Source organism: Rhodococcus sp. IC4_135 (assembly GCF_011602025.1).
Taxonomy (GTDB): domain Bacteria; phylum Actinomycetota; class Actinomycetes; order Mycobacteriales; family Mycobacteriaceae; genus Rhodococcus_F; species Rhodococcus_F baikonurensis.
The window spans coordinates 56,449-75,953 of sequence record NZ_JAAOLG010000009.1 but is presented as its reverse complement, the minus strand read 5'-3'; the positions used below and the strand labels follow the sequence as shown (position 1 = coordinate 75,953).

The following is a 19,505-nucleotide window of genomic DNA, read 5'->3' as shown; positions in this document are numbered from 1 at the left end:
CCGGCTGGTCTCCGCATGCCCGCCCAGCAGTCGCGATAACGAAACCGCCCTGCGGGAATCGTTCGCGGGAGACTTCGGTGTAGCAGTTACGACAAAGGTAGGAGTGATCCACCGCGCATCGCGATCAGATCGCCGATCTCACGAGCGCTCGGTGAGGTCCTTCCACTACTCACGCCCTCGATCAACAACGACGACGCCCAGGCCAGGGGCAGTAGACCGTATCGCTGACACCGCGCAAGCACATCCGTCGCCAATTCCACGGCCGCGCTTGTGTCTGTTCCGGTCAGAGTGGCGCTGAGCAGTAGATCCGACTTCACGCGGTGCCGGACAGACTCCGATTCCCCCGACAATTCGACGGCGCGTTCTGCGTGTCTGCCTGCGCGCGCGAAGTCACCTCCCGCCAGTGCCAGTTCCGCCGAGACCCATTCGATCCGAATTTCCTGCCGCCACAGCCCGCCCTCGTCACCCAGACGCGCCCGACACTGCGCCAGCAGGCGCCAGCCGAGCGGGAGCCGGCCACAGCCGAGAGCATCCGCAGCCAGACCGGTCAGAGCGTCACAGGCGGCCTCTGGATCGTCTTGCAGGCCGCCGACGATCGCCAGTGCGCGCCCGTCCCACGTCGACGCGAGTGCATGGCGTCCGCTCTGGCGAAGAAACGACGCCCTCGTGCTGGCAGACAGGGAGGCAAGGACGCGATCCGAATGCGCCGAGAACCCCGAAGTGCGCCGATCCAGGACATCCAATGCGGCCCGCGCTCGGGCGTAATGCCCCTGCCCACCCAGAACCACTGCGGTTGTCCACCACTCCCGGGTGGTGCTCGGCACCGGGAGGCGGTCGAGGTCCGGATCCGCCCCGAACGCGGCGGACTCGAGGGTGCTTGGACGTGCAGTTGGTTGAGTGGGCACAGATGATCCGGTGGGCGCAGATGGTCCAGGGGGCGCAGGTGTCGACACAGGTAGATCATGGCAGCAGCACCGCCAGACAAGCGCTCGACCGATGCCGAAAATCGCACACAAACACGAAATGGCAAGTTTGTCGGAGTTAATCAGATATTCAACTGAGATTTGCCGAATGTACTCGTAATGATATTTAACGGGCATATATCCGTGACGTTAACTGTGCATTACTTATTGGACAGATGTCCTAGTTGAAACTTGGGCACTAAGTCCCGAAATGGCGCACTATCCCGCCTGCGCAATATCGGACAAATGACGCAAACCGAGCCGAATGACTGAGTGATTTCGCCGGGCGATCAGCAGCAAACATATCCCTGATCTGTGGGTTTCGCATCTCGAGCAGCCAGGCTCGCCGCCCACCACCTCGATCGACCCGATATCAACATCGGCACAGCACAACGCATGAGGGGCCCGAAATGTAAATATATACTTCGTTAACTCTCGTATTTCGATATATGCCGATCGCCACTGAACGAGCCTATTGACGCGATTTACTCAGCACCCTTACGGTTAGCAAGCGTGAACGATTCAGAAGGCCCGGATAACCTCCGGGCAACTTGGTCCGCTCGTTGATCAACGCGAGCTTGCAGTAAGGAGTCAACATGCCTGCACCGAATCACCTTCCAGGCCCCAACGCAGACATCTGGGACTGGCAGATGCACGGTCTGTGCCGCGGAGTCGACTCCTCCATGTTCTTCCATCCCGATGGCGAACGCGGTAGAGCACGTGCCCAGCGCGAAACCCGCGCAAAAGAGATGTGCCGTCAGTGCCCGGTACTGATGCAGTGCCGCAGCCACGCGCTGACCGTCGCCGAGCCGTACGGCATCTGGGGAGGAATGTCGGAAACCGAACGTGAACTACATGCGCGCCACCGTCGCACCACCCGCATAGCTTCCTGATACGCGCAGGTCGAGTGCACAAGGCCCCCGAGAGTTTTCGGGGGCCTTTGCTTGTCTGCGTCAGCTCCTGAAAAGAATTTCCGACTCCGACCCATCCTGTCGACGACCGACTCCGAATGCCTTCTGACAGTGCACCTCAGCACATCCCTTCAGGAAGGCAGACCCATGAACACCTCTACTCGAGTTCTGGCAGTCACCGCAGCAGCTTCGTTCGCCGTCTTCGGCGTCGTCGGTTGCTCCTCCGACGACAACGATTCGTCGACCGACACCTCGAGCGCCGCCATGACGTCTTCTGCAATGGGATCGAGCATGTCTCCCAGCAGCGCGATGGCAGAGCCCGCTTCTGATCTGGTCGGTGCCGGTTGTGCCGACTATGCAGCCGCAGTACCGAGCGGCGCCGGATCGGTCAGCGGAATGGCCCAGGATCCGGTTGCCACAGCGGCATCCAACAATCCGTTGCTCACCACCTTGACCGCGGCGGTCTCCGGCCAGCTCAACCCGGACGTCAACCTGGTCGACACCCTCAACGGCGGCGAGTTCACCGTCTTCGCACCGATCGACTCGGCATTCGCCAAGATCGACCCCGCCACGATCGACAGCCTCAAGACGGACAGCGCCACACTGACCAAGATCCTCACCTACCACGTGGTTCCCGGCCAGATCGCCCCTGACGCGATCGACGGAACGCACCCCACCGCCGAGGGCGGAACGGTCACCGTCACCGGATCCGGTGACAACATCAAGGTCAACGACGCAACTGTCGTCTGCGGTGGAGTCAAGACTGCAAACGCCACCGTCTACCTCATCGATTCGGTGCTGATGCCGCAGTAGTCCCCACCTGCTGTGCGCCTTTATTAACCCCCCGCGGTTAATAAAGGCGCACAGCGGCCAACGGCGGGCCAAGAGAAAAGAACCGGACATGCACGCTACGGTTGTACGCGATGAAGCGAGACAACTCTTCGTGAGCGAGCCAGACCATGCGTCGGATGCGGCCGACGCATGCCCGACGGACAACTCTGCGGCCCGCACCGCTCGAATCGCGGAATCACGCGAGCTGGCAGTGATCCTCGCGAACGTCGCCGGTGGCGACCAGAACGCCTTTGCCGAGTTCTACGACCGAACCAGCTCCCGCGTCTACGGCATGGTTCTTCGTGTACTCCGTGATCCAGGCTTCTCCGAGGAAGCGGTCCAAGAGGTCTACCTCCAAGCCTGGAAATCGGCCGACAGTTTCGACCCCGCCAAGGGGTCCGCACTCTCCTGGCTTCTGACTCTTGCCCACCGACGCGCGGTGGATCGCGTGCGCTCCGAACAGTCGAGTTCGGAGCGACAGGCTCTCTACGACACCACCAATGCCACTCCCGAGTTCGACGTCGTCAGCGACGAAGTGACGCGAAGAGACGAGCATCGTGCTGTCACGGACTGTCTCGAAACGCTGACGGACACTCAGCGCCAATCGGTGACTCTCGCCTATTACGGCGGCCGAACGTACCGCGAAGTGGCTGAAGATCTCGGCGTGGCGATTCCCACGATCAAGTCGCGAATTCGCGACGGACTACTGCGCCTACGTGGATGTTTGGGGGTGATGTGAGATGGACGAAGAGCTGATCGACTACGCATACGCCTACGCGATCGATGCGTTGGACCTCGACGAGCGCCGTGAGGTCGACAGACGCCTCGCCGCTTCGGACTCCGCGACCCGCGCCGAATTCGACGCGCAGGTCCGACTCACCGCCGAAACCATGGCCGCGATGACCGTCGTCGACGCCGTCGAGCCCCCGGCGTCACTGCGCAGTAGCGTCCTCGCCTCGATCTCGGCACAGACGACTGCTGCCGACGCCCCCGTCTCGCTGGCCGAGCGCCGTAATCGTCGACGTCCGTGGACCGTTGCACTTGCCGCGGCAGCCGCAGTCGCAATCCTGGTCGGCGGCATCGGAATCGGACGCACGCTGTCCGACAACACTCCGCCGCAGAACGCAGCGTCCGAAATCATGGCAGCACCCGACGTTCATGCCACGACGCGTGAAATCCCGGGCGGCGGTAGTGCCACGACGCTGTTCTCGCCCTCCGAGGACGCCGCAGTCCTCGTGATGAACGATGTGACTCCCCCGAGTCCGGATACCGTCTACCAGATGTGGCTGGTGCCGGGCGACACCGACGACACCACGATGATCCCGATGGGGACGATGGCTCCGGGCGACGTCAAACCCACTACCCAGGTGGTGCTCGACGGCATCGGCCCGAACACGAAGTTGGCATTCACGGTCGAACCGCCCGGCGGATCGCAGCAGCCCACCAGCGAGCCGTTCGCGACGATCCCGCTCATCTGATCGCCAGACGAAAGAAGAGATCCCCCACCGGAATCCGGCGGGGGATCTCTTCTTTGTCGAAACTACGAGCAGCGAATCAGTGGCTGTGACCGTGTCCGGTGTCGGCAACTTCCTCGGTCGGCTTCTCGACGACGGCGCTCTCGGTGGTGAGGATCATGCGCGCGACGGAAGCGGCGTTGACCACTGCCGAGCGAGTGACCTTGACCGGGTCGACGACGCCGTCGGCAAGCAGGTTTCCGTAGGTGAGGGTGGCGGCGTTGAAGCCTTCGCCCTTGGTCATCTCGGCGACCTTGCTGACGACGACGGAACCGTCGATGCCTGCGTTGCTGGAGATCCAGAACAACGGAGCGTTGAGGGCTTCACGGACCACGGCAACGCCGGTGGCCTCGTCACCCGTCAAGCCGAGATTCCCGATCAGTGCCGTACCGGCCTGGACGAGAGCCGATCCGCCACCGGGGACGATGCCCTCGGAAACTGCTGCCTTGGCTGCGTTGACCGCATCCTCGACGCGGAACTTACGTTCCTTCAGATCGGTTTCGGTGGCTGCGCCGACCTTGATGACGGCCACGCCGCCGGACAGCTTCGCCAGACGCTCTTCGAGCTTCTCGCGATCCCAATCCGAATCGGTGTTCTCGATCTCGCGACGCAGCTGTGCAACGCGGGTCGCGATGTCGTCAGCGGTGCCTGCACCGTCGACGATGACCGTCTCGTCCTTGGTGACGACAACGCGGCGAGCGCTGCCGAGCAGTTCGAGGCCGGCTTCCTTGAGAGAAAGGCCGACGTCGGTGTTGATGACGGTGCCGGCGGTGACGACTGCGAGGTCGTCGAGGAATGCCTTGCGACGATCACCGAAGAACGGCGCCTTGACGGCAACGGCCTTGATGGTCTTGCGGATGGAGTTGACCACCAGGGTGGAGAGAACTTCACCCTCGACGTCCTCGGCGATGATCAAGAGCGGCTTGCCGGATTCGGCAACCTTCTCGAGCAGCGGCAGGAAGTCGGGAAGCGAGCTGATCTTCTCGCGGAAGAGCAGGATCAGCGCGTCTTCGTAGACGGCCTTCTGCGCATCGATGTCGGTGACGAAGTAGGGCGAGAGGTAGCCCTTGTCGAACTGCACACCTTCGGTGACAACGAGTTCGGTTGCAACGGTGGAGGATTCCTCGACCGTCACGACGCCGTCGGTTCCGACACGGGTGAGTGCCTCGCCGACGAGCTTGCCGATCTCCTCGTCACGCGAGGAAACGGTGGCGACCTGAGCGATCGACTTCTCGCCCTCGACGGGGGTGGCTGCGGCGAGCAGTTCCTCGACGACCTTGTCGGCTGCGGCGTTGATGCCGACGCCGAGAGCCATCGGGTTCGCGCCCGCTGCGATGTTCTTGAGTCCGCCGCGGACGATGGCCTGGGCCAGAACGGTCGCGGTGGTGGTGCCGTCGCCGGCAACATCGTTGGTCTTGGTGGCGACACTCTTGACGAGCTGTGCGCCGAGGTTCTCGAAGGGATCTTCGAGCTCGATCTCACGGGCGATGCTCACACCGTCGTTGGTGACGGTGGGGCCGCCGAATGCCTTGGCGAGCACGACGTGGCGTCCACGCGGGCCCAAGGTCACCTTGACGGCGTCGGCAAGCTTGTCGACTCCGGCTTCGAGAGCGCGGCGTGCGGTCTCGTTGAACGCAATTTGCTTGGACATCTGTTCTGTCAGCTCCTGAATCTTCGGGGCGTGAACGCATTCCGCCCCGGGATCCTGTGTGGACTCCGGGGCGGATCACGTGTGTCTTACTTGGAGACGACAGCCAGCACGTCGCGTGCCGACAGGATCAGGTATTCCTGGCCGGCGTACTTGATCTCGGTTCCGCCGTACTTGGAGTAGATGACCGTGTCACCCTCCTTGACGTCGACCGGGATGCGGTTGCCCTGCTCGTTGACGCGGCCTTCGCCGACTGCAACGACGGTGCCCTCCTGGGGCTTTTCCTTGGCTGTGTCAGGAATGACCAGGCCGGAAGCCGTCGTCGTTTCAGCCTCGTTGGCCTGGACGAGGATCTTGTCCTCGAGCGGCTTGATGTTGACGCTCGCCACGATGAGCCCTCCACTTTGGGGTATGTGCGTCCGAGGCGATCCTCGGACAGCTGTTTGGGTATGCCGTTTACGGCGCGTCACTGCAGTCCCGTCGTCGCGGGTGCCGGAACTCGATCAGCGCCAATTGGCACTCTATACGTGAGAGTGCCAACCCTCAAGGACTGGGCGCATTTTTCTCTTCGTCCAGAGCGAAACAGGACAGCCGTCCACCACGTTCACCTATTGTTCACTTCGTGACGAACATCAATCGCCGTAGTTTTCTGACCTTCGCCGGACTCGGCGCCGTCGGCGCGGTCAGCCTTGGCAAGCCGTGGGGCCTGCAATACGCAGGCGCGTCGACCATTCCGACGTCCGGTCCCGGCACCACTCTCGAGTCCGTGTCCACCCCCGTCAGCAGCAGCGGCTACACCAAGCTCACCGCCGGGCCCGGTTGGGCGAACATCGTGCGCAGCGAGTTGGCCGAGCCGAAGTCGGGACGCGAGGACCGACGCACCGCGCTCGCCTCACTCGTGCAGTTGACCGACGTCCACATCGTCGACGCCCAGTCCCCCATGCGCTTCGAATACGTCCATCAGATCACCGGCTCGGCGTTCCGCCCCCAGGAGACCTTGACGGCGCACGGGTTGATTTCGCTTGTCCGACGCGTCAATTCGATCGGGAGTGGCCCGCACACCTCGCGCCCCTTCGATGCCGTCGTCACCACCGGCGACAACACCGACAACAAGGAATTCGCCGAACTCGACTGGTTCCTCACCTCACTCAACGGCGGAACCGTCGTCGCCAACACCGGTGCCAAGGACCGCTACGAGGGCGTGCAGAACTCGGGTGCCGATCTCTACTGGAACCCCGAGTCACCGATGCTCGACATGTACAAGAAGGCCGGTTTCCCGGAGATCCCGGACTTCTTCGGTGCCGCTTTCACTCCCGTGTCGAGCCCCGGCCTGAACACCCCTTGGTACTGCGTGTTCGGCAACCACGACGATTCGGTGTCCGGCACGGTGCCCAGCGGCATCCCGCCGCTCGAAGCGATGTACACGGGATCTCTCAAATTCGAGGTGCCCGGTTCACCGGAGCAGGCCAAGCAGATCGACGTCGCCACCAAGTTCGATCCCAGTGCGATTCCCGGAATCCTGTCCGCCTTCACGACGCCGCCGCGCCAGGTCACCCCCGACCCATCGCGCGCGCCGTTCACGCCCCGGCAGTTCATCGCCGCACATCTCGACCCCGCGCACACCGGTCCCGGTCCCGTCGGGCACGGTTTCGCTCCCGACGCCGGAGAAACCGGTATCGGTTACTACTCGTTCCAGATCGCACCGGGCGTCGTCGGTATCAGCATGGACTCCACCAACCGCGCAGGCCTTGTCGACGGTTCGCTGGGCGCCGCTCAGTTCCAGTGGATCGAGAACACCCTGCGCGCCGGCAGCAGCACCTACTACGACGCCGCAGGCTCTCGTGTCACCGAGTCGCGCAGCGACACGTATTTCGTGCTGTTCAGTCACCACACGAGCGACACGATGGACAATCTCGTTCCCGACCCCGAGAACGTCCTCGAGCCACGCCTGCGCGGATCACAGCTTCTCGACTTGCTGCATCGTTTCCCGAACGTGCTTGCCTGGGTCAACGGACACACCCACGAGAACAAGATCACCCCGTGGCCCGGCGCGACCCCCGAGCAGGGCTTCTGGGAGATCAACACCGCCTCTCACATCGACTACCCGCAGCTCGGGCGCATCATCGAGATCGCGGACAACCACGACGGAACGGTGTCGTTGCTTGCGACGCTCTTCGAAGCGGAAAGCCCCAATTCCGTCGACTACAGCGACAAGTCGGCGGCCGGACTCGCCTCGCTGTACCGCGAACTGTCGTTCAACGACATCCACCGCGACCCGAAGCTGACGGGTGCCGGCGTCGACCAGAACGTCGAATTGTTGGTCCACACCGGACGATGACTCCGTTTGCCGCAGTGTCCTGGGTGACTTCAGTGTCCTCGGTAACTTCAGTGCCCTAGGTGGCTTCTGGTCCGCTCGAAGGCGAGCGGTGCGCTTTCGCCCACGACACTGCGGCAACGACGAATCGAACTCCGAATCCGATCAACACCAGATTGCAGACGATCTGAAGGCTCACGAGCCCCCTGGCAAGGTCCGTCTGTGCAGCGATGTCACCGAAGCCGACGGTCGAGAACACCGACAGCGAAAAGTACAGGGCCGCCATACGCGACAGCGGTTCGGTGAAACTGCCGACGCTCGCATGCTCGACCGAAAAATAGGTGATGGACACCAAGAGTAAGTAGGTCGGCATCACGACCGCCACTGCTTCGACCGCCTGCAGAGAGGGCACATCGGAACGCAGAATTCGACGCACCTGCCAGGTCGTCACGGCAAGCACCGCGGCTCCTCCACCGATCAAGAGGAAAATCGCACCCACGGTGTGGACATCGATCCACGGCAGGAAGAAGTACGCACATCCGAAGGCGATCATCGTCAGCGTGGGTCGAAGCAGTGCACCCCGGATCAGCGTGCGTCGTCGATCCCGGTCGATGTGGGGAGAATCGCCTTTTTTCCGCATGAATCAATGATCGACAATTTCGCAGGTAAAACCACCCTTTCGGTCCGAAAAGGACGTCACGGAGACGAAAAGCACTGAGCAATCCTCACGAACCTTCTGTAACGTTCATATAACGGCGGTCGATTGAACATTGACCGGTATTGACTGTGAGGAGGTGTGCGATGAGTTGTTCACTGGGAATTTCCACTGGATCTTCCGGTGTCTATTCAGCACTCGTCGACACCGATACCAGCACAAACGCGCCAGGCGCCGTGCCTGCCGAGACTCGCTTCGTCTCGGCGGATCAGGCCAATTCCAACGTCGGTGACCTCGTCAGAGCATCCATCAAGCTGATGACGACGCAGGTAACGGACGGATCTGAAGCGCCGCGCTCGATCGGTGTCAGCTATCGCACCGACGACCAGCTCGCGAGCATCAAGTCATCTCTCTCGCGCTCGCCGAAGCAGGTCCGTGCCATCCCTGAACCTGCCGCAGTACACGCGTATCTCGCCGAGACCGGGAAAACCGAGCGGTACGACACGACAGCTCAGGTCGACGTCGGCGATCAGGGTCTGACGGTGTCCGTCGTCGACCACACCGGTGAAGTTCTGCATTCCGACCGCATCGACGCCCTCGCGGGGGCCGGAATCGACCGGGCATTGGTCGACTTCGTGACCGAGAAGGCGCCAGGGCACCTGCGCCGGTACACCGACGCGGAACTTCTTTCCGCCCGGTGCCACGTCGCGAAGGAGCAACTGTCCACTGCCACCAAGGTGACCATCGACCTTCCCGTCGACGCCATGGCAATCACGCGCGACGAGTTCGAAGCCATCATCGCCCCGGATATCGAGCGCGCCGTCACCTTCATCCGTGAAGTCGTGAACGGCTCACCGCGGCCCGTCGGAGCCGTTGTGCTCATCGGCGGTGGCGCACACATTCCGGCCGTGCGGTCCGCCGTCGCCGCTGCCGTCGATCTCCCACTGGTCGAGATCGTCGAGCCCGAGACTGCGGCAACCAAAGGTGCTGCACTCCTGGCAGATTCGATCACCGCAATTCGTTTCCCCCTGCTGGGCTCCGGAAGTGACCAGCGCTCCGGATCCACCGCCAAGGTCTCGGGCGCTTTGATCGGTGCGCTCGTGGTCGGCGGACTGGTACTCGGCTACGGCGCAAAGGAATTGGTTCCGACCGACGACACCGCGGTCTCGCCTGTCGGAACCGGTTCGACCACGACGACGGTGAGCCCCGAAGCGACGACGAGCACCGGATCGACGATCATCCCCTCGCATGATCCTCTACCTTCGGTAGCAGGCAGCACGTTCCCGCAGTACGGCTATCCCACAACGCCGTTCGACTCACAACCCTACGACACGCACTCGTACACAACACATCAGTACACACTTCCGCCTGCGCCAATCCCGGACACCGAGACGACAACTACGCCGCCGACGACCACACCAACCTCACCGGGTTGGCCGACCATCCCGGGAGTCACACTGCCCGATCCACCGGCGTGGTGGCCGACGCTCCCGGACACCGAGGCGACGCCTCCGGTCGATCCGACCGAGGCGAACCCCGGCGGCGGTATCGGCCCGGGCGAAAGTGGCGGAGAAAACCCGACGACGCCGGAAAACCCTGGAAGCGGTTCCACCGAAACCGAAATCACGGCCCCCGGCGGTGGTGATCCGACGACTAAGCCCGGTGAACCGAATACCTCGATGCCCGAAACCGGTCCCGCGACCACACCGGATCGGGAACCGGTCCCAGTCGGTTGATTCTCGGTCGGTCGATTCTCAGCGCATCAACTGGCTGATCGAGACCGACAGCCCCGGGTCCGTAGCCACACTCAATTCCGAAGGGCCTGCGCCGTTTCCGATCAGGTGGGCGGCCAACGAAGCGATCATCACGCCGTTGTCCGTGCAGAGTCGAGGTTTCGGAATGCGCAACGTGATGCCGGCTTCGGCGCAGCGCTGCTCGGCGAGTGAGCGAATACGTGAATTAGCCGTGGCGCCGCCGCCGAGGACCAAGGTGTCGACCCCGACGTCCTTGGCTGCACGCACTGCCTTCATCGTCAGGACGTCGGCAACGGCTTCCTGGAACGAGGCGGCGATGTCCGGAATCGAAAAGGTCTCGCCTGCGCGCTCTTTCGATTCGACATAGCGGGCGACGGACGTCTTGAGTCCCGAGAACGAGAAGTCGTGCCGCGAATCGCGCGGCCCCGTCATGCCGCGAGGGAAGGCGATTGCGTTCCGATCTCCCTCTTGCGCAGCAGCGTCGAGTGCCGGTCCGCCGGGAAAGCCGAGTCCGAGCAGTCTGGCCACCTTGTCGAAGGCCTCGCCGGCGGCGTCGTCGACAGTCGTGCCCAGTTCGACGATGGGCTTGCCCAGATCTTCGACGTGAAGCAGGTGCGTGTGACCACCGGAGACCAGCAATGCGACGCACGAGGGCAACGGACCGTGTTCGAGAGTGTCCACCGAGACGTGACCACCGAGATGATTGACCGCATAGAACGGGATGTTCCATGCTGCCGCATAGGCTTTCGCTGCGGCGACACCGACCAGCAGCGCGCCGGCCAGGCCGGGTCCGATGGTGACGGCGAGTGCGTCGGGCTTCTCGACACCGGCGGCCGCAAGAGCGCGGCGCATCGTCGGTACTATCGCCTCGAGGTGAGCCCGTGAGGCCACTTCGGGAACGACTCCCCCGTATCTGGCGTGCTGATCCACGCTCGATGCCACCTCGTCGGCCAACAGGTCGCAGGTTCCGTCACCGTTCCAGCGAACGATGCCGACACCTGTTTCGTCGCAAGAGCTTTCGACACCCATGACGATCATGCTTGCTGCTCCTCAATTTCGCGGACACCGAGCACGGCAGGCCGTCTCATCGTGTACGCATCTGCCCCACTGGGCTGGTAGTACTTCTTTCGCGTTCCGACGATCTCGAATCCTTCGCGCCGGTACAGCGCGATGGCAGGCTCGTTGTCGGTGCGCACTTCCAGGAACACCGGGCACTGCCGTGAATCCGCCAGGGCCAGAAGCGCATCGAGTAACGCGCCGCCGATTCCCAGTCGCTGAGTCGAGGGATCCGTACCGATGGTGTGAACCTCGGCCTCCATGTTCGGCGACGCCCCCAACAAGGCAACTCCGGCGTATCCGAGGACGTGACCGTCTGGTTCTCTGGCAACGAAGTAATGATTATGTGCGCCGGCAAGTTCCGAAACGAATGCTTGCGCGCTCCAGGGACCGTCGCCCGCGAACAACGCACGTTCCAACTCCGCGCACCGTTCGGCGTCATCGACGTTCATCGGCTCGATGCTGTACTTCATCTGCTCTGTCTCACTTGCCACGTTCTGCGAGGGTCTTCGCGTCCGGGCGTCGCAGGTACAGCGGCTCCAGCGGGGCCGGAACCGAGCCGGCCAGAATCTCGCGAGCAGCGACTGTCACCAACCCGGCCGGTGACGGTGTTTCCGCCGGGTCGACGGGCAGATCGAAGAAGTCCACGTGCGAAGCGGATCCGGCAATCAGCGTCGAAGGCGAAGGATCAACGTCGCCGGCGGAATTCACAGCCGGTCCTTCGACGCGCACCCCTCCGGCATAGCGCGCCCAGTAGATCTCGCGACGCCTCGCGTCAGTCACGACGAGCAGGCTCTGTGTGGTCGGTACCGCAGCCGCGATGGCGTCGAGACTGCAAACGCCGTACACGGGAACACCGAGTGCATCACCGAAGGCAGCGCCTGTCGCCATGCCGACGCGCAGCCCGGTGTACGGCCCCGGCCCGACACCCACGACAACGGCGTTCAACTCTGCCGGAGTGATCCCTGCCTCGGCGAGGCATTCGAGGACGTGAGGGGTCAACACCTCGGCGTGCGCACGAGGATTGACCGTGACACGCACGGCAAGCGTCTCCACTGCGTCCGGAGACTCTGCGTCCGGAGACTCTGTGTTCGGAGACGGAGCCGACAGGGAGACGACTCCGGCAGTGACTGCCGGAGTGGAGGTGTCAATTGCGAGAACAAGCACGATTTCTCAGGGTACCCGCACGTGAAGAACTACTTCCGGCCCGGGAGGGTCACGACGTCTGGAACATCAAACGCCGTTTCACGACGTCCAGATCCAGCTGGCCGTCCGCACATCCGATTCAGGTTCCCGTTGAAGCTGCACTCGCAAGTGCCGTTCGACGAGCCTTTCCACGACGTCACCACCCCATTCCACCACCACCACTGCATCGGTGAGGTCGGTGTCGAGGTCGAGGGCATCGAGTTCATCGAGCGCGTGCGGTCCGCTGTCGCCCAGCCGGTATGCGTCGACGTGAATCATGCCGACAGGAACTCCGCCGCCGGGGCGGGTACCTGGACGATGCTCGCGAGCGATGACAAATGTCGGGGACGTCACCCGGCCCTGCACCCCGAGACCGGCTCCGATTCCGCGAGTCAACGCGGTCTTGCCTGCCCCGAGTGGCCCGTCCAGCACCACCAGGTCGCCGGCAACAAGTCCCGCCGCCAAGCGTCGGCCGAAAGCCTCGGTATCTTCGGCCGTTTCCAACGTGATCTGTCCGGACACGGGAAGTCCAGTGGAGTTCTCAGCCGACATCGGACCGCTCTTCTACCTGCGCTCGCTGCACGAGCTTGTCGATCGCGTCCGTCACGATCACCGGGAACTCGAGCTGCACCAGATGGCCTGCCCCGTGAACTCTCACGAGTTCGGATTCGGGGAGATCGGCAGCGAGACGCTTCGAGCTGATGAACGGAATCATCATGTCTTGATCGCCGCAGATCACGACTGCCGGTGTGTTCGCGAGGACCTCGAGGGAAGCGGACTCGTCGTGCAGTTCCAACGTCCGCAAGAAATTGACGATGGTCACGACCGAGGTCCGGTCGAGCATGCCGTCCGACAGTTCATGCAGCCGCGGGCTGACATCGGTGCCGTACGAGGCCGCACGCAGGATCGGCGTGATCAGTACTCGCGCAGCGCCGCGGGCATGCTGAACCACTCCTGGCGAGGTGCGCACTGCCAACCGGAACCCGTCGATGATCGGATTCTGCAGATTACGGGTCAGACCGGTCTCGGCCAGCCCGGCCGCCGTCGTCGCGACCAGCCCGACGCCGATGACTCGTCCCTCGAACCATTCGGGTCGCTGACCGGCGAGCGCGAGCACCGTCATGCCACCCATCGAGTGACCGACCAGAACTATCGGTCCCTTGGGCACTTTGGCCTCGACGACAGTCGCGAGGTCGCGGCCCAGCTGCGAGACCGTACAACTCTTCGAACGCGGCATGCCCGAATCTCCGTGTCCGCGCTGGTCGTAGAACACCATTCGAACCGTGTTGCCCCATCGCTCTTCGAGCTGGCGGCGCTGGAAATGCCAGGACAGCGCACTCAGGCAGTACCCGTGCACGAAAACGACTGTCAGCGGAGCGTCATCCGGCCCCACTTCGCGAACTGCGAGCTCGACACCGTCCTCGGTGCGCACAGTGCTCTTGCGGTCGCGCGTCATGAGGTCGAAGTCCTCGTCCGCGTAGATTTCCCGGCCCGGACGCGTCGCGGTCTTGAATGCATTCACGCCGGCCATCGAGCCGAGCGCCACAGCGCTGAGCAGGCCACCGAGAATGCTCATCTTTCCTGCAGTCTTCATGACGTCCCTCCCCCGATGTACGTACGCACAGTGCGTCCACGTATTCCGGTCACGACCTCGTAGTGAATCGTGTCGAGTACATCGGCCCAGGCCTGCGCGTTGGGTTCGCCCTGATCGCCGTTGCCGAAGAAGATCGCGGTGTCACCTTCGCGAACTCCGTCGCCGTCCGGCCCCAGGTCCACCAATACCTGGTCCATGCAGATCCGCCCGACGGCCCGGCGACGCTTACCGCCCAACTGCACTTCGAACTTGCCGCTGAGTGAACGAGACAGACCGTCGGCGTAGCCGACGGGAAGCAGCGCAAGAGTGGTGTCGTGCGGTGCGACCCACTGATGCCCGTAGGAGACGCCCTCTCCGGCGGCCACCTTCTTCACCAGAATCACCTTCGCTCGCAGCGTCATCGCCGGTCGTAAACCGAAATCTCCGAGTTCGGGCACCGGAGACAATCCATATATCGCAATTCCGGGCCGAACCATGTCAAATTGCAGGTCAGGACGGGTGACTGTCGCGGCGGAGTTGGAAAGATGAACCACTTCGGGTTCGAATCCGCGAGCGCGGACGTCGGCAACCGCGTCGATCAAACGCTGCTTCTGCATGTCGATGACGTCGTGATGCGGTTCGTCCGAGTGCGCAAGATGGGAGAACACTCCGCGCAGCCTGATCGTGCCCTCGTCCCGGGCAGTTGCGAGGTCGTCGAGCATCTTCGGCCACTCGGTTCTCGATACGCCGTTGCGATTGAGACCGGTGTCCACCTTGAGCGTCACCGTCGCTGGTTGTCCCAGAACCCGTGCCGCGTCGACGACAGCAGCCAGGTGTCGCGGCGAGGACACGCCGATCTCGACATCGGATCGGATCGCCGAGGAGAAATCGGCGTCGACGCCATGCAGCCAGGCCAGGACGGGAGCGGTGATGCCTGCCTCGCGAAGAACCAATGCCTCCGCGATGGTGGTGACGCCGAGTTCCCGGGCTCCGGCCGAGAGCGCCGTCCGCGCCACCGCAACTGCGCCGTGGTTGTATCCGTCCGCCTTGATGACCGCCATCAACGCGGCGTCCCCGGCAAATTCACGCAGAACACGCACGTTGTGCGCGATCGCGTCCAGATCGACGACTGCCTCCGTCTGCGGCCCTACTGCGTCTTCGAGTCGGCTCGCCTTCCCCTCGGCAGGCTCCTTCGGTGCTCTTCCCTGGGCAAGCGTCATGGCGACAATCCTGCCACCCACGCAGAATCGGACACGTGTTCGGGTTTGAACACCCTCAATCAAGGGCAAAAGAGCGAAGCACCCGCACCGACTCGCGCAGACCTCCCAGCAGGGGCGAAGCCGAAATCGGTGCTCCGGCGACATCGCTCTGATCGCCGGCAGCGGCGATATTCGCAGCCAACGCGTGAGCCCGCGCCCCGACGGCCCCGGCTTCGAGAGGGCTCAGTCCCGCCGCCAGCAACGCGCCGATCACACCGGAGAGGATGTCGCCCGAGCCTGCGGTCGACGCCCAGGAGCCGCCAGCGTCGTTGACCAGGACCTCACCGCCGGGATCCGAAATCACCGTCGTACGGCCCTTCAGCAGAACCGTGACTCCGAGGCGCTCGGCGAGAGCACGTGTGGACGCGATTCTGTCGTCGCCCAGGGGTGTGAATCGTGCGAACTCGCCGGCGTGGGGCGTCAACAATGTCGGCGCGGTGCGGGCTGCGACAAGTTCGGGACGCTGAGCGAGGAGGGTGAGTCCGTCCGCATCGACAACAACGGGTACATCAGTAGCCAGCACCGACGCCAGAAGCCGCGCGGCGTCGTCGTCGGTACCCATGCCGGGGCCGACCACCCAGGCCTGAACCCGCCCCGCGGCGTGGAACGTCTCACTGGCAATCACTTCCGGGAACCGGGCGAGCACCTCGGCGGAGCCGTGCCCGGCGTAGCGGACCAGGCCGGAAGTGGCGGTCACCGCGGCGCCGGTGCAGAGCACACCCGCGCCGGGATACTGCTCACTTCCCGCAACGATGCCCACCACACCCTGCGAATACTTGTCGTCCCCCGGGCCGGGCACCGGCCACAGCGCACCGACTTCCGCCGGATCGAGTGAACCGAACTCGGGTTCGCCGACGTTCAATCCGATGTCCACGAGTTCGACACGACCACACAACGGAGCCGCGAGTACGTGTACGGGCTTGAGCGCGCCGAATGTGACCGTCACGTCAGCGGTCACCGACGGGCCGTCCACCGAGCCGGTGTTCGCGTCGACGCCGCTCGGAAGATCGACCGCCACGATCGGTGCATCCACATGGCCGACGAGTTCAGCCGCGTCAGGTCGCAGACCGCCGTGTCCGGAAATCCCGACGATGCCGTCGATCACCAGATCCGGGGACCCGACGTCGGCAGCGACTCGGCCACCGGCCTTCAAGAGAGCGTCGAGGCCCGCCCGATGAGCGCGCGCCGGATCGAGCAACACGGCCCGCACGCTCACACCTCGTTTGCGGAGCAACGCACCCGCCCACAGGGCATCACCGCCGTTGTCGCCGGTACCGACCAGAAGCGTCACCGACCGATGCGCGACCGATCCTGTACGGGAACGTAATTCGTCCGCGACGACTCGCGCAAGGCCGTAGGCCGCTCGACGCATCAGCACCCCGTCGGGCAGCTTGTCGAGCAGCGGCGCCTCCGCTGCTCGCACCCGATCGGCTGTGTAGTACCCACGCATGTCGGAACCCTTCAGTTGCCGTCGCTACCCTCGGAACCATGAAATCACGTCTTCGCCCGGCAATCGCGGGACTCGTCCTCGCCCTCGGTCTGGTCGGGTGCAGTTCCAGCACAGACACCACACCATCTGCGGCCGAAACGACGGCGAGCGGACCCGTGGTGACCATCTCCGGGATGGCGTACTCCCCCGCTTCCCTCACCGTGAACGTCGGCGACACCGTCACGTGGGTATTCGACGACAACGGAATGGCCCACGACGTCAACGGCCTCGGCGACGCGAAGGGCAAACTCCGCAGTCCGCTCAAGAAATCGGGAACCTACACCTACACGTTCACCGAACCCGGAACTTACGACTACACCTGCACACCGCATCCCGAGATGCGCGGAACCGTCGTCGTTCAAGCGCCGTAACGCACTCGGGCCCCACAGTCTTTCGACTGCGGGGCCCGAGTTGTCTTGCGAAAGCTATTCGACCGTAACCGATTTCGCCAGGTTACGCGGCTTGTCGACGTCGTAGCCGCGTGCGGCTGCAACCTCGGCCGCAAAGATCTGCAACGGAACAGTGGACAGCAACGGCTGCAGCAGGGTCGGGGACGCCGGAATCTCGATCAGGTGATCCGCGTGCGCCGCGGCGACGGTGTCGCCTTCCTCCGCGATGACGATCGTCGTCGCACCGCGCGCTTTGATCTCCTGAATGTTGGACACCAACTTCGAGTGCAGGACAGCGCGGCCCTGCGGCGACGGCATGACGATGATGACCGGAAGGTCCTCCTCGATCAAGGCGATCGGGCCGTGCTTGAGCTCACCGGCGGCAAAGCCCTCGGCGTGCATGTACGCAAGCTCCTTGAGCTTGAGCGCACCCTCGAGCGCCACCGGGTAGCCGACGTGGCGACCCAGAAACAGCACGGTCGACGCGTGCGCGAACTGGCGTGCCAACGCGCGCACCGGTTCTGCGGTCTCGAGTACCTTGCTGACCAAAGCGGGCATCGCTTCGAGGTCGGCATACTCGCGGGCAACCTCGTCCGGATATTTGGTGCCGCGCGCCTGCGCCAAAGCCAAACCGACGAGGTAGTTAGCGGTCACCTGCGCAAGGAACGCCTTGGTGGACGCGACCGCGATTTCCGGTCCTGCCCGGGTGTAGAGGACGGCGTCGGCCTCGCGAGGGATCTGCGCACCGTTGGTGTTGCAGATCGCGAGGACCCGTGCCTTCTGATCCTTGGCATGCTTGACAGCTTCGAGTGTGTCGGCCGTCTCCCCCGACTGCGAGATCGCGACGACGAGCGTCGAACGATCGAGAACCGGGTCGCGGTAACGGAATTCGCTGGCGAGTTCGACCTCGACAGGTAGACGCGTCCAATGCTCGATCGCGTACTTCGCCAACAGGCCGGAATGGTAAGCACTACCGCAGGCGACGACGAACACCTTGTCGACGTCGCGCAACTCCTGGTCCGACAACCGCTGCTCGTCGAGGACGATCTTCCCGTTCTCGAAGTGTCCGAGGAGAGTGTCGGCAACCGCAGTCGGCTGCTCTTCGATCTCCTTGAGCATGAAGTAGTCGTGACCACCCTTTTCGGCGGCCGCGAGATCCCAGTCGATGCGGAACGGGCGTCCTTCTGCCTCGTTGCCCGCGAAGTCCGAGATCCGGTAGCTGTCGGCAGTGATCACCACTGCCTGATCCTGTCCGAGTTCGACCGCATCGCGCGTGTGCTCGATGAACGCGGCGACGTCGGAGCCGAGGAACATCTCGCCCTCACCGACACCGACGACGAGCGGCGTCGAGCGACGCGCGGCGACAATCGTGTCCGCGTGGTCGGCGTGCGTGAAGACGAGCGTGAACGCACCTTCCAACCGGCGAACCACCGACAGGGCACTCTCGATGAAGTCGCCTGCCGTCGGCCCCTGCGCGTACGCCCGGGCTACCAGGTGGACTGCCACCTCGGAATCCGTGTCGCTCTGAAGCTCGACGCCTGCAGCCTCGAGCTCCGCTCGCAGCGGGGCGAAGTTCTCGATGATTCCGTTGTGAACGACAGCCAGCTTGCCCGACGCATCACGATGCGGGTGTGCATTGCGATCCGTCGGACGCCCGTGCGTCGCCCACCGGGTATGGCCCATACCGGACGTACCGACGAAGTGATCCGCGCCGTACTCGCCGAGCTCCGCCTCGAGGTTGGCCAACTTACCGGCCTTACGCTCGATCTCGACCCCACCGGTTCCGTCGAGAATCGCGATTCCCGACGAGTCGTACCCGCGATACTCCATTCGCCGTAAAGCCTCCACCACAACGCCCAGAGCTGGGCGGTGGCCGACGTATCCCACGATTCCGCACATGGTGACTCAGGGTACTTGGACATCGGCAGTGGGCGCATTTTGCGGTTCCCGCACCTGGTTGCAGTG

At 63.7% G+C, this 19,505-nt stretch carries 19 protein-coding genes; 7 read left to right on the top strand and 12 right to left on the bottom strand.

Annotated elements, in window-relative coordinates; genetic code table 11:
* Positions 1 to 86: 86 nt before the first annotated feature.
* Positions 87 to 905 carry a hypothetical protein gene (locus G8767_RS17800; protein ID WP_346843005.1) on the bottom strand — a complete coding sequence of 273 codons (819 nt, stop codon included), beginning with the start codon at positions 903 to 905 and terminating at the stop codon, positions 87 to 89.
* 653 nt (positions 906 to 1,558) lie between these two features.
* Here G8767_RS17800 and G8767_RS17795 point away from each other — a divergent pair.
* The 4 genes from G8767_RS17795 (at position 1,559) to G8767_RS17780 (ending at position 4,182) form a co-directional block, all read left to right on the top strand.
* A complete protein-coding gene (locus G8767_RS17795; protein ID WP_003940939.1) occupies positions 1,559 to 1,855 on the top strand; it encodes a WhiB family transcriptional regulator in 297 nt (98 codons plus the stop codon).
* 165 nt (positions 1,856 to 2,020) lie between these two features.
* Positions 2,021 to 2,686 (top strand): fasciclin domain-containing protein, encoded by a 666-nt coding sequence (locus G8767_RS17790; protein WP_007728616.1) that lies wholly within the window; start codon positions 2,021 to 2,023, stop codon positions 2,684 to 2,686.
* Between the two features lie 88 nt (positions 2,687 to 2,774).
* A complete protein-coding gene (locus G8767_RS17785) occupies positions 2,775 to 3,443 on the top strand; it encodes a sigma-70 family RNA polymerase sigma factor (RefSeq protein ID WP_166810887.1) in 669 nt (222 codons plus the stop codon).
* 1 nt (position 3,444) lies between these two features.
* Positions 3,445 to 4,182 (top strand): anti-sigma factor, encoded by a 738-nt coding sequence (locus G8767_RS17780; RefSeq protein WP_166810885.1) that lies wholly within the window; start codon positions 3,445 to 3,447, stop codon positions 4,180 to 4,182.
* Between the two features lie 76 nt (positions 4,183 to 4,258).
* On the opposite strand, the gene groL is transcribed toward G8767_RS17780, so the two are convergent.
* Both groL and groES read right to left on the bottom strand, forming a co-directional pair.
* Positions 4,259 to 5,869 (bottom strand): chaperonin GroEL, encoded by a 1,611-nt coding sequence (gene groL / locus G8767_RS17775; RefSeq protein ID WP_003940715.1) that lies wholly within the window; start codon positions 5,867 to 5,869, stop codon positions 4,259 to 4,261.
* Between the two features lie 86 nt (positions 5,870 to 5,955).
* On the bottom strand, positions 5,956 to 6,255 hold the full coding sequence (groES, locus tag G8767_RS17770) for a co-chaperone GroES (protein ID WP_003940763.1): 300 nt from the start codon (positions 6,253 to 6,255) through the stop codon (positions 5,956 to 5,958).
* A 233-nt stretch (positions 6,256 to 6,488) separates the two neighbouring features.
* Between groES and G8767_RS17765 the strand changes: the two genes are divergently transcribed.
* Entirely contained in the window at positions 6,489 to 8,204 is a 1,716-nt protein-coding gene (locus G8767_RS17765) for a TIGR03767 family metallophosphoesterase (protein ID WP_124566535.1), read from the top strand.
* A 55-nt stretch (positions 8,205 to 8,259) separates the two neighbouring features.
* Here the strand turns inward: G8767_RS17765 and G8767_RS17760 are convergent, their stop codons facing one another.
* Complete coding sequence (locus G8767_RS17760) at positions 8,260 to 8,820, bottom strand: potassium channel family protein (protein WP_166810883.1); 561 nt, start codon at positions 8,818 to 8,820, stop codon at positions 8,260 to 8,262.
* A gap of 161 nt (positions 8,821 to 8,981) precedes the next feature.
* On the opposite strand from G8767_RS17760, the gene G8767_RS17755 reads away from it, so the two are divergent.
* Positions 8,982 to 10,571, top strand: a complete 1,590-nt coding sequence (locus G8767_RS17755) for an Hsp70 family protein (RefSeq protein WP_166810881.1) — start codon at positions 8,982 to 8,984, stop codon at positions 10,569 to 10,571.
* A gap of 18 nt (positions 10,572 to 10,589) precedes the next feature.
* Here G8767_RS17755 and tsaD read toward each other — a convergent pair whose 3' ends face one another.
* The 7 genes from tsaD to G8767_RS17720 form a co-directional block, all read right to left on the bottom strand.
* Positions 10,590 to 11,627, bottom strand: coding sequence for a tRNA (adenosine(37)-N6)-threonylcarbamoyltransferase complex transferase subunit TsaD (gene tsaD / locus G8767_RS17750; protein ID WP_166810879.1), 1,038 nt, complete (start codon positions 11,625 to 11,627; stop codon positions 10,590 to 10,592).
* Complete coding sequence (rimI, locus tag G8767_RS17745) at positions 11,624 to 12,118, bottom strand: ribosomal protein S18-alanine N-acetyltransferase (RefSeq protein WP_124566599.1); 495 nt, start codon at positions 12,116 to 12,118, stop codon at positions 11,624 to 11,626. Before rimI ends, tsaD begins: the two co-directional genes overlap by 4 nt.
* Positions 12,119 to 12,128: 10 nt before the next feature.
* A complete protein-coding gene (gene tsaB / locus G8767_RS17740) occupies positions 12,129 to 12,812 on the bottom strand; it encodes a tRNA (adenosine(37)-N6)-threonylcarbamoyltransferase complex dimerization subunit type 1 TsaB (RefSeq protein ID WP_166810877.1) in 684 nt (227 codons plus the stop codon).
* Positions 12,813 to 12,890: 78 nt separating this feature from the next.
* Positions 12,891 to 13,382, bottom strand: a complete 492-nt coding sequence (gene tsaE / locus G8767_RS17735) for a tRNA (adenosine(37)-N6)-threonylcarbamoyltransferase complex ATPase subunit type 1 TsaE (protein ID WP_166810875.1) — start codon at positions 13,380 to 13,382, stop codon at positions 12,891 to 12,893.
* On the bottom strand, positions 13,372 to 14,424 hold the full coding sequence (locus G8767_RS17730; protein WP_166810867.1) for an alpha/beta hydrolase: 1,053 nt from the start codon (positions 14,422 to 14,424) through the stop codon (positions 13,372 to 13,374). The genes tsaE and G8767_RS17730 overlap by 11 nt, the downstream gene beginning before the upstream one ends.
* Positions 14,421 to 15,623, bottom strand: coding sequence for an alanine racemase (gene alr / locus G8767_RS17725; protein WP_166810866.1), 1,203 nt, complete (start codon positions 15,621 to 15,623; stop codon positions 14,421 to 14,423). Before alr ends, G8767_RS17730 begins: the two co-directional genes overlap by 4 nt.
* Before the next feature lie 55 nt (positions 15,624 to 15,678).
* Positions 15,679 to 17,112, bottom strand: coding sequence for an NAD(P)H-hydrate dehydratase (locus G8767_RS17720; protein ID WP_166810865.1), 1,434 nt, complete (start codon positions 17,110 to 17,112; stop codon positions 15,679 to 15,681).
* A 38-nt stretch (positions 17,113 to 17,150) separates the two neighbouring features.
* On the opposite strand from G8767_RS17720, the gene G8767_RS17715 reads away from it, so the two are divergent.
* Complete coding sequence (locus G8767_RS17715) at positions 17,151 to 17,522, top strand: plastocyanin/azurin family copper-binding protein (RefSeq protein ID WP_095968914.1); 372 nt, start codon at positions 17,151 to 17,153, stop codon at positions 17,520 to 17,522.
* Between the two features lie 54 nt (positions 17,523 to 17,576).
* Here the strand turns inward: G8767_RS17715 and glmS are convergent, their stop codons facing one another.
* Positions 17,577 to 19,439 (bottom strand): glutamine--fructose-6-phosphate transaminase (isomerizing), encoded by a 1,863-nt coding sequence (glmS, locus tag G8767_RS17710; protein WP_003940837.1) that lies wholly within the window; start codon positions 19,437 to 19,439, stop codon positions 17,577 to 17,579.
* Between the last annotated feature and the right edge of the window lie 66 nt (positions 19,440 to 19,505).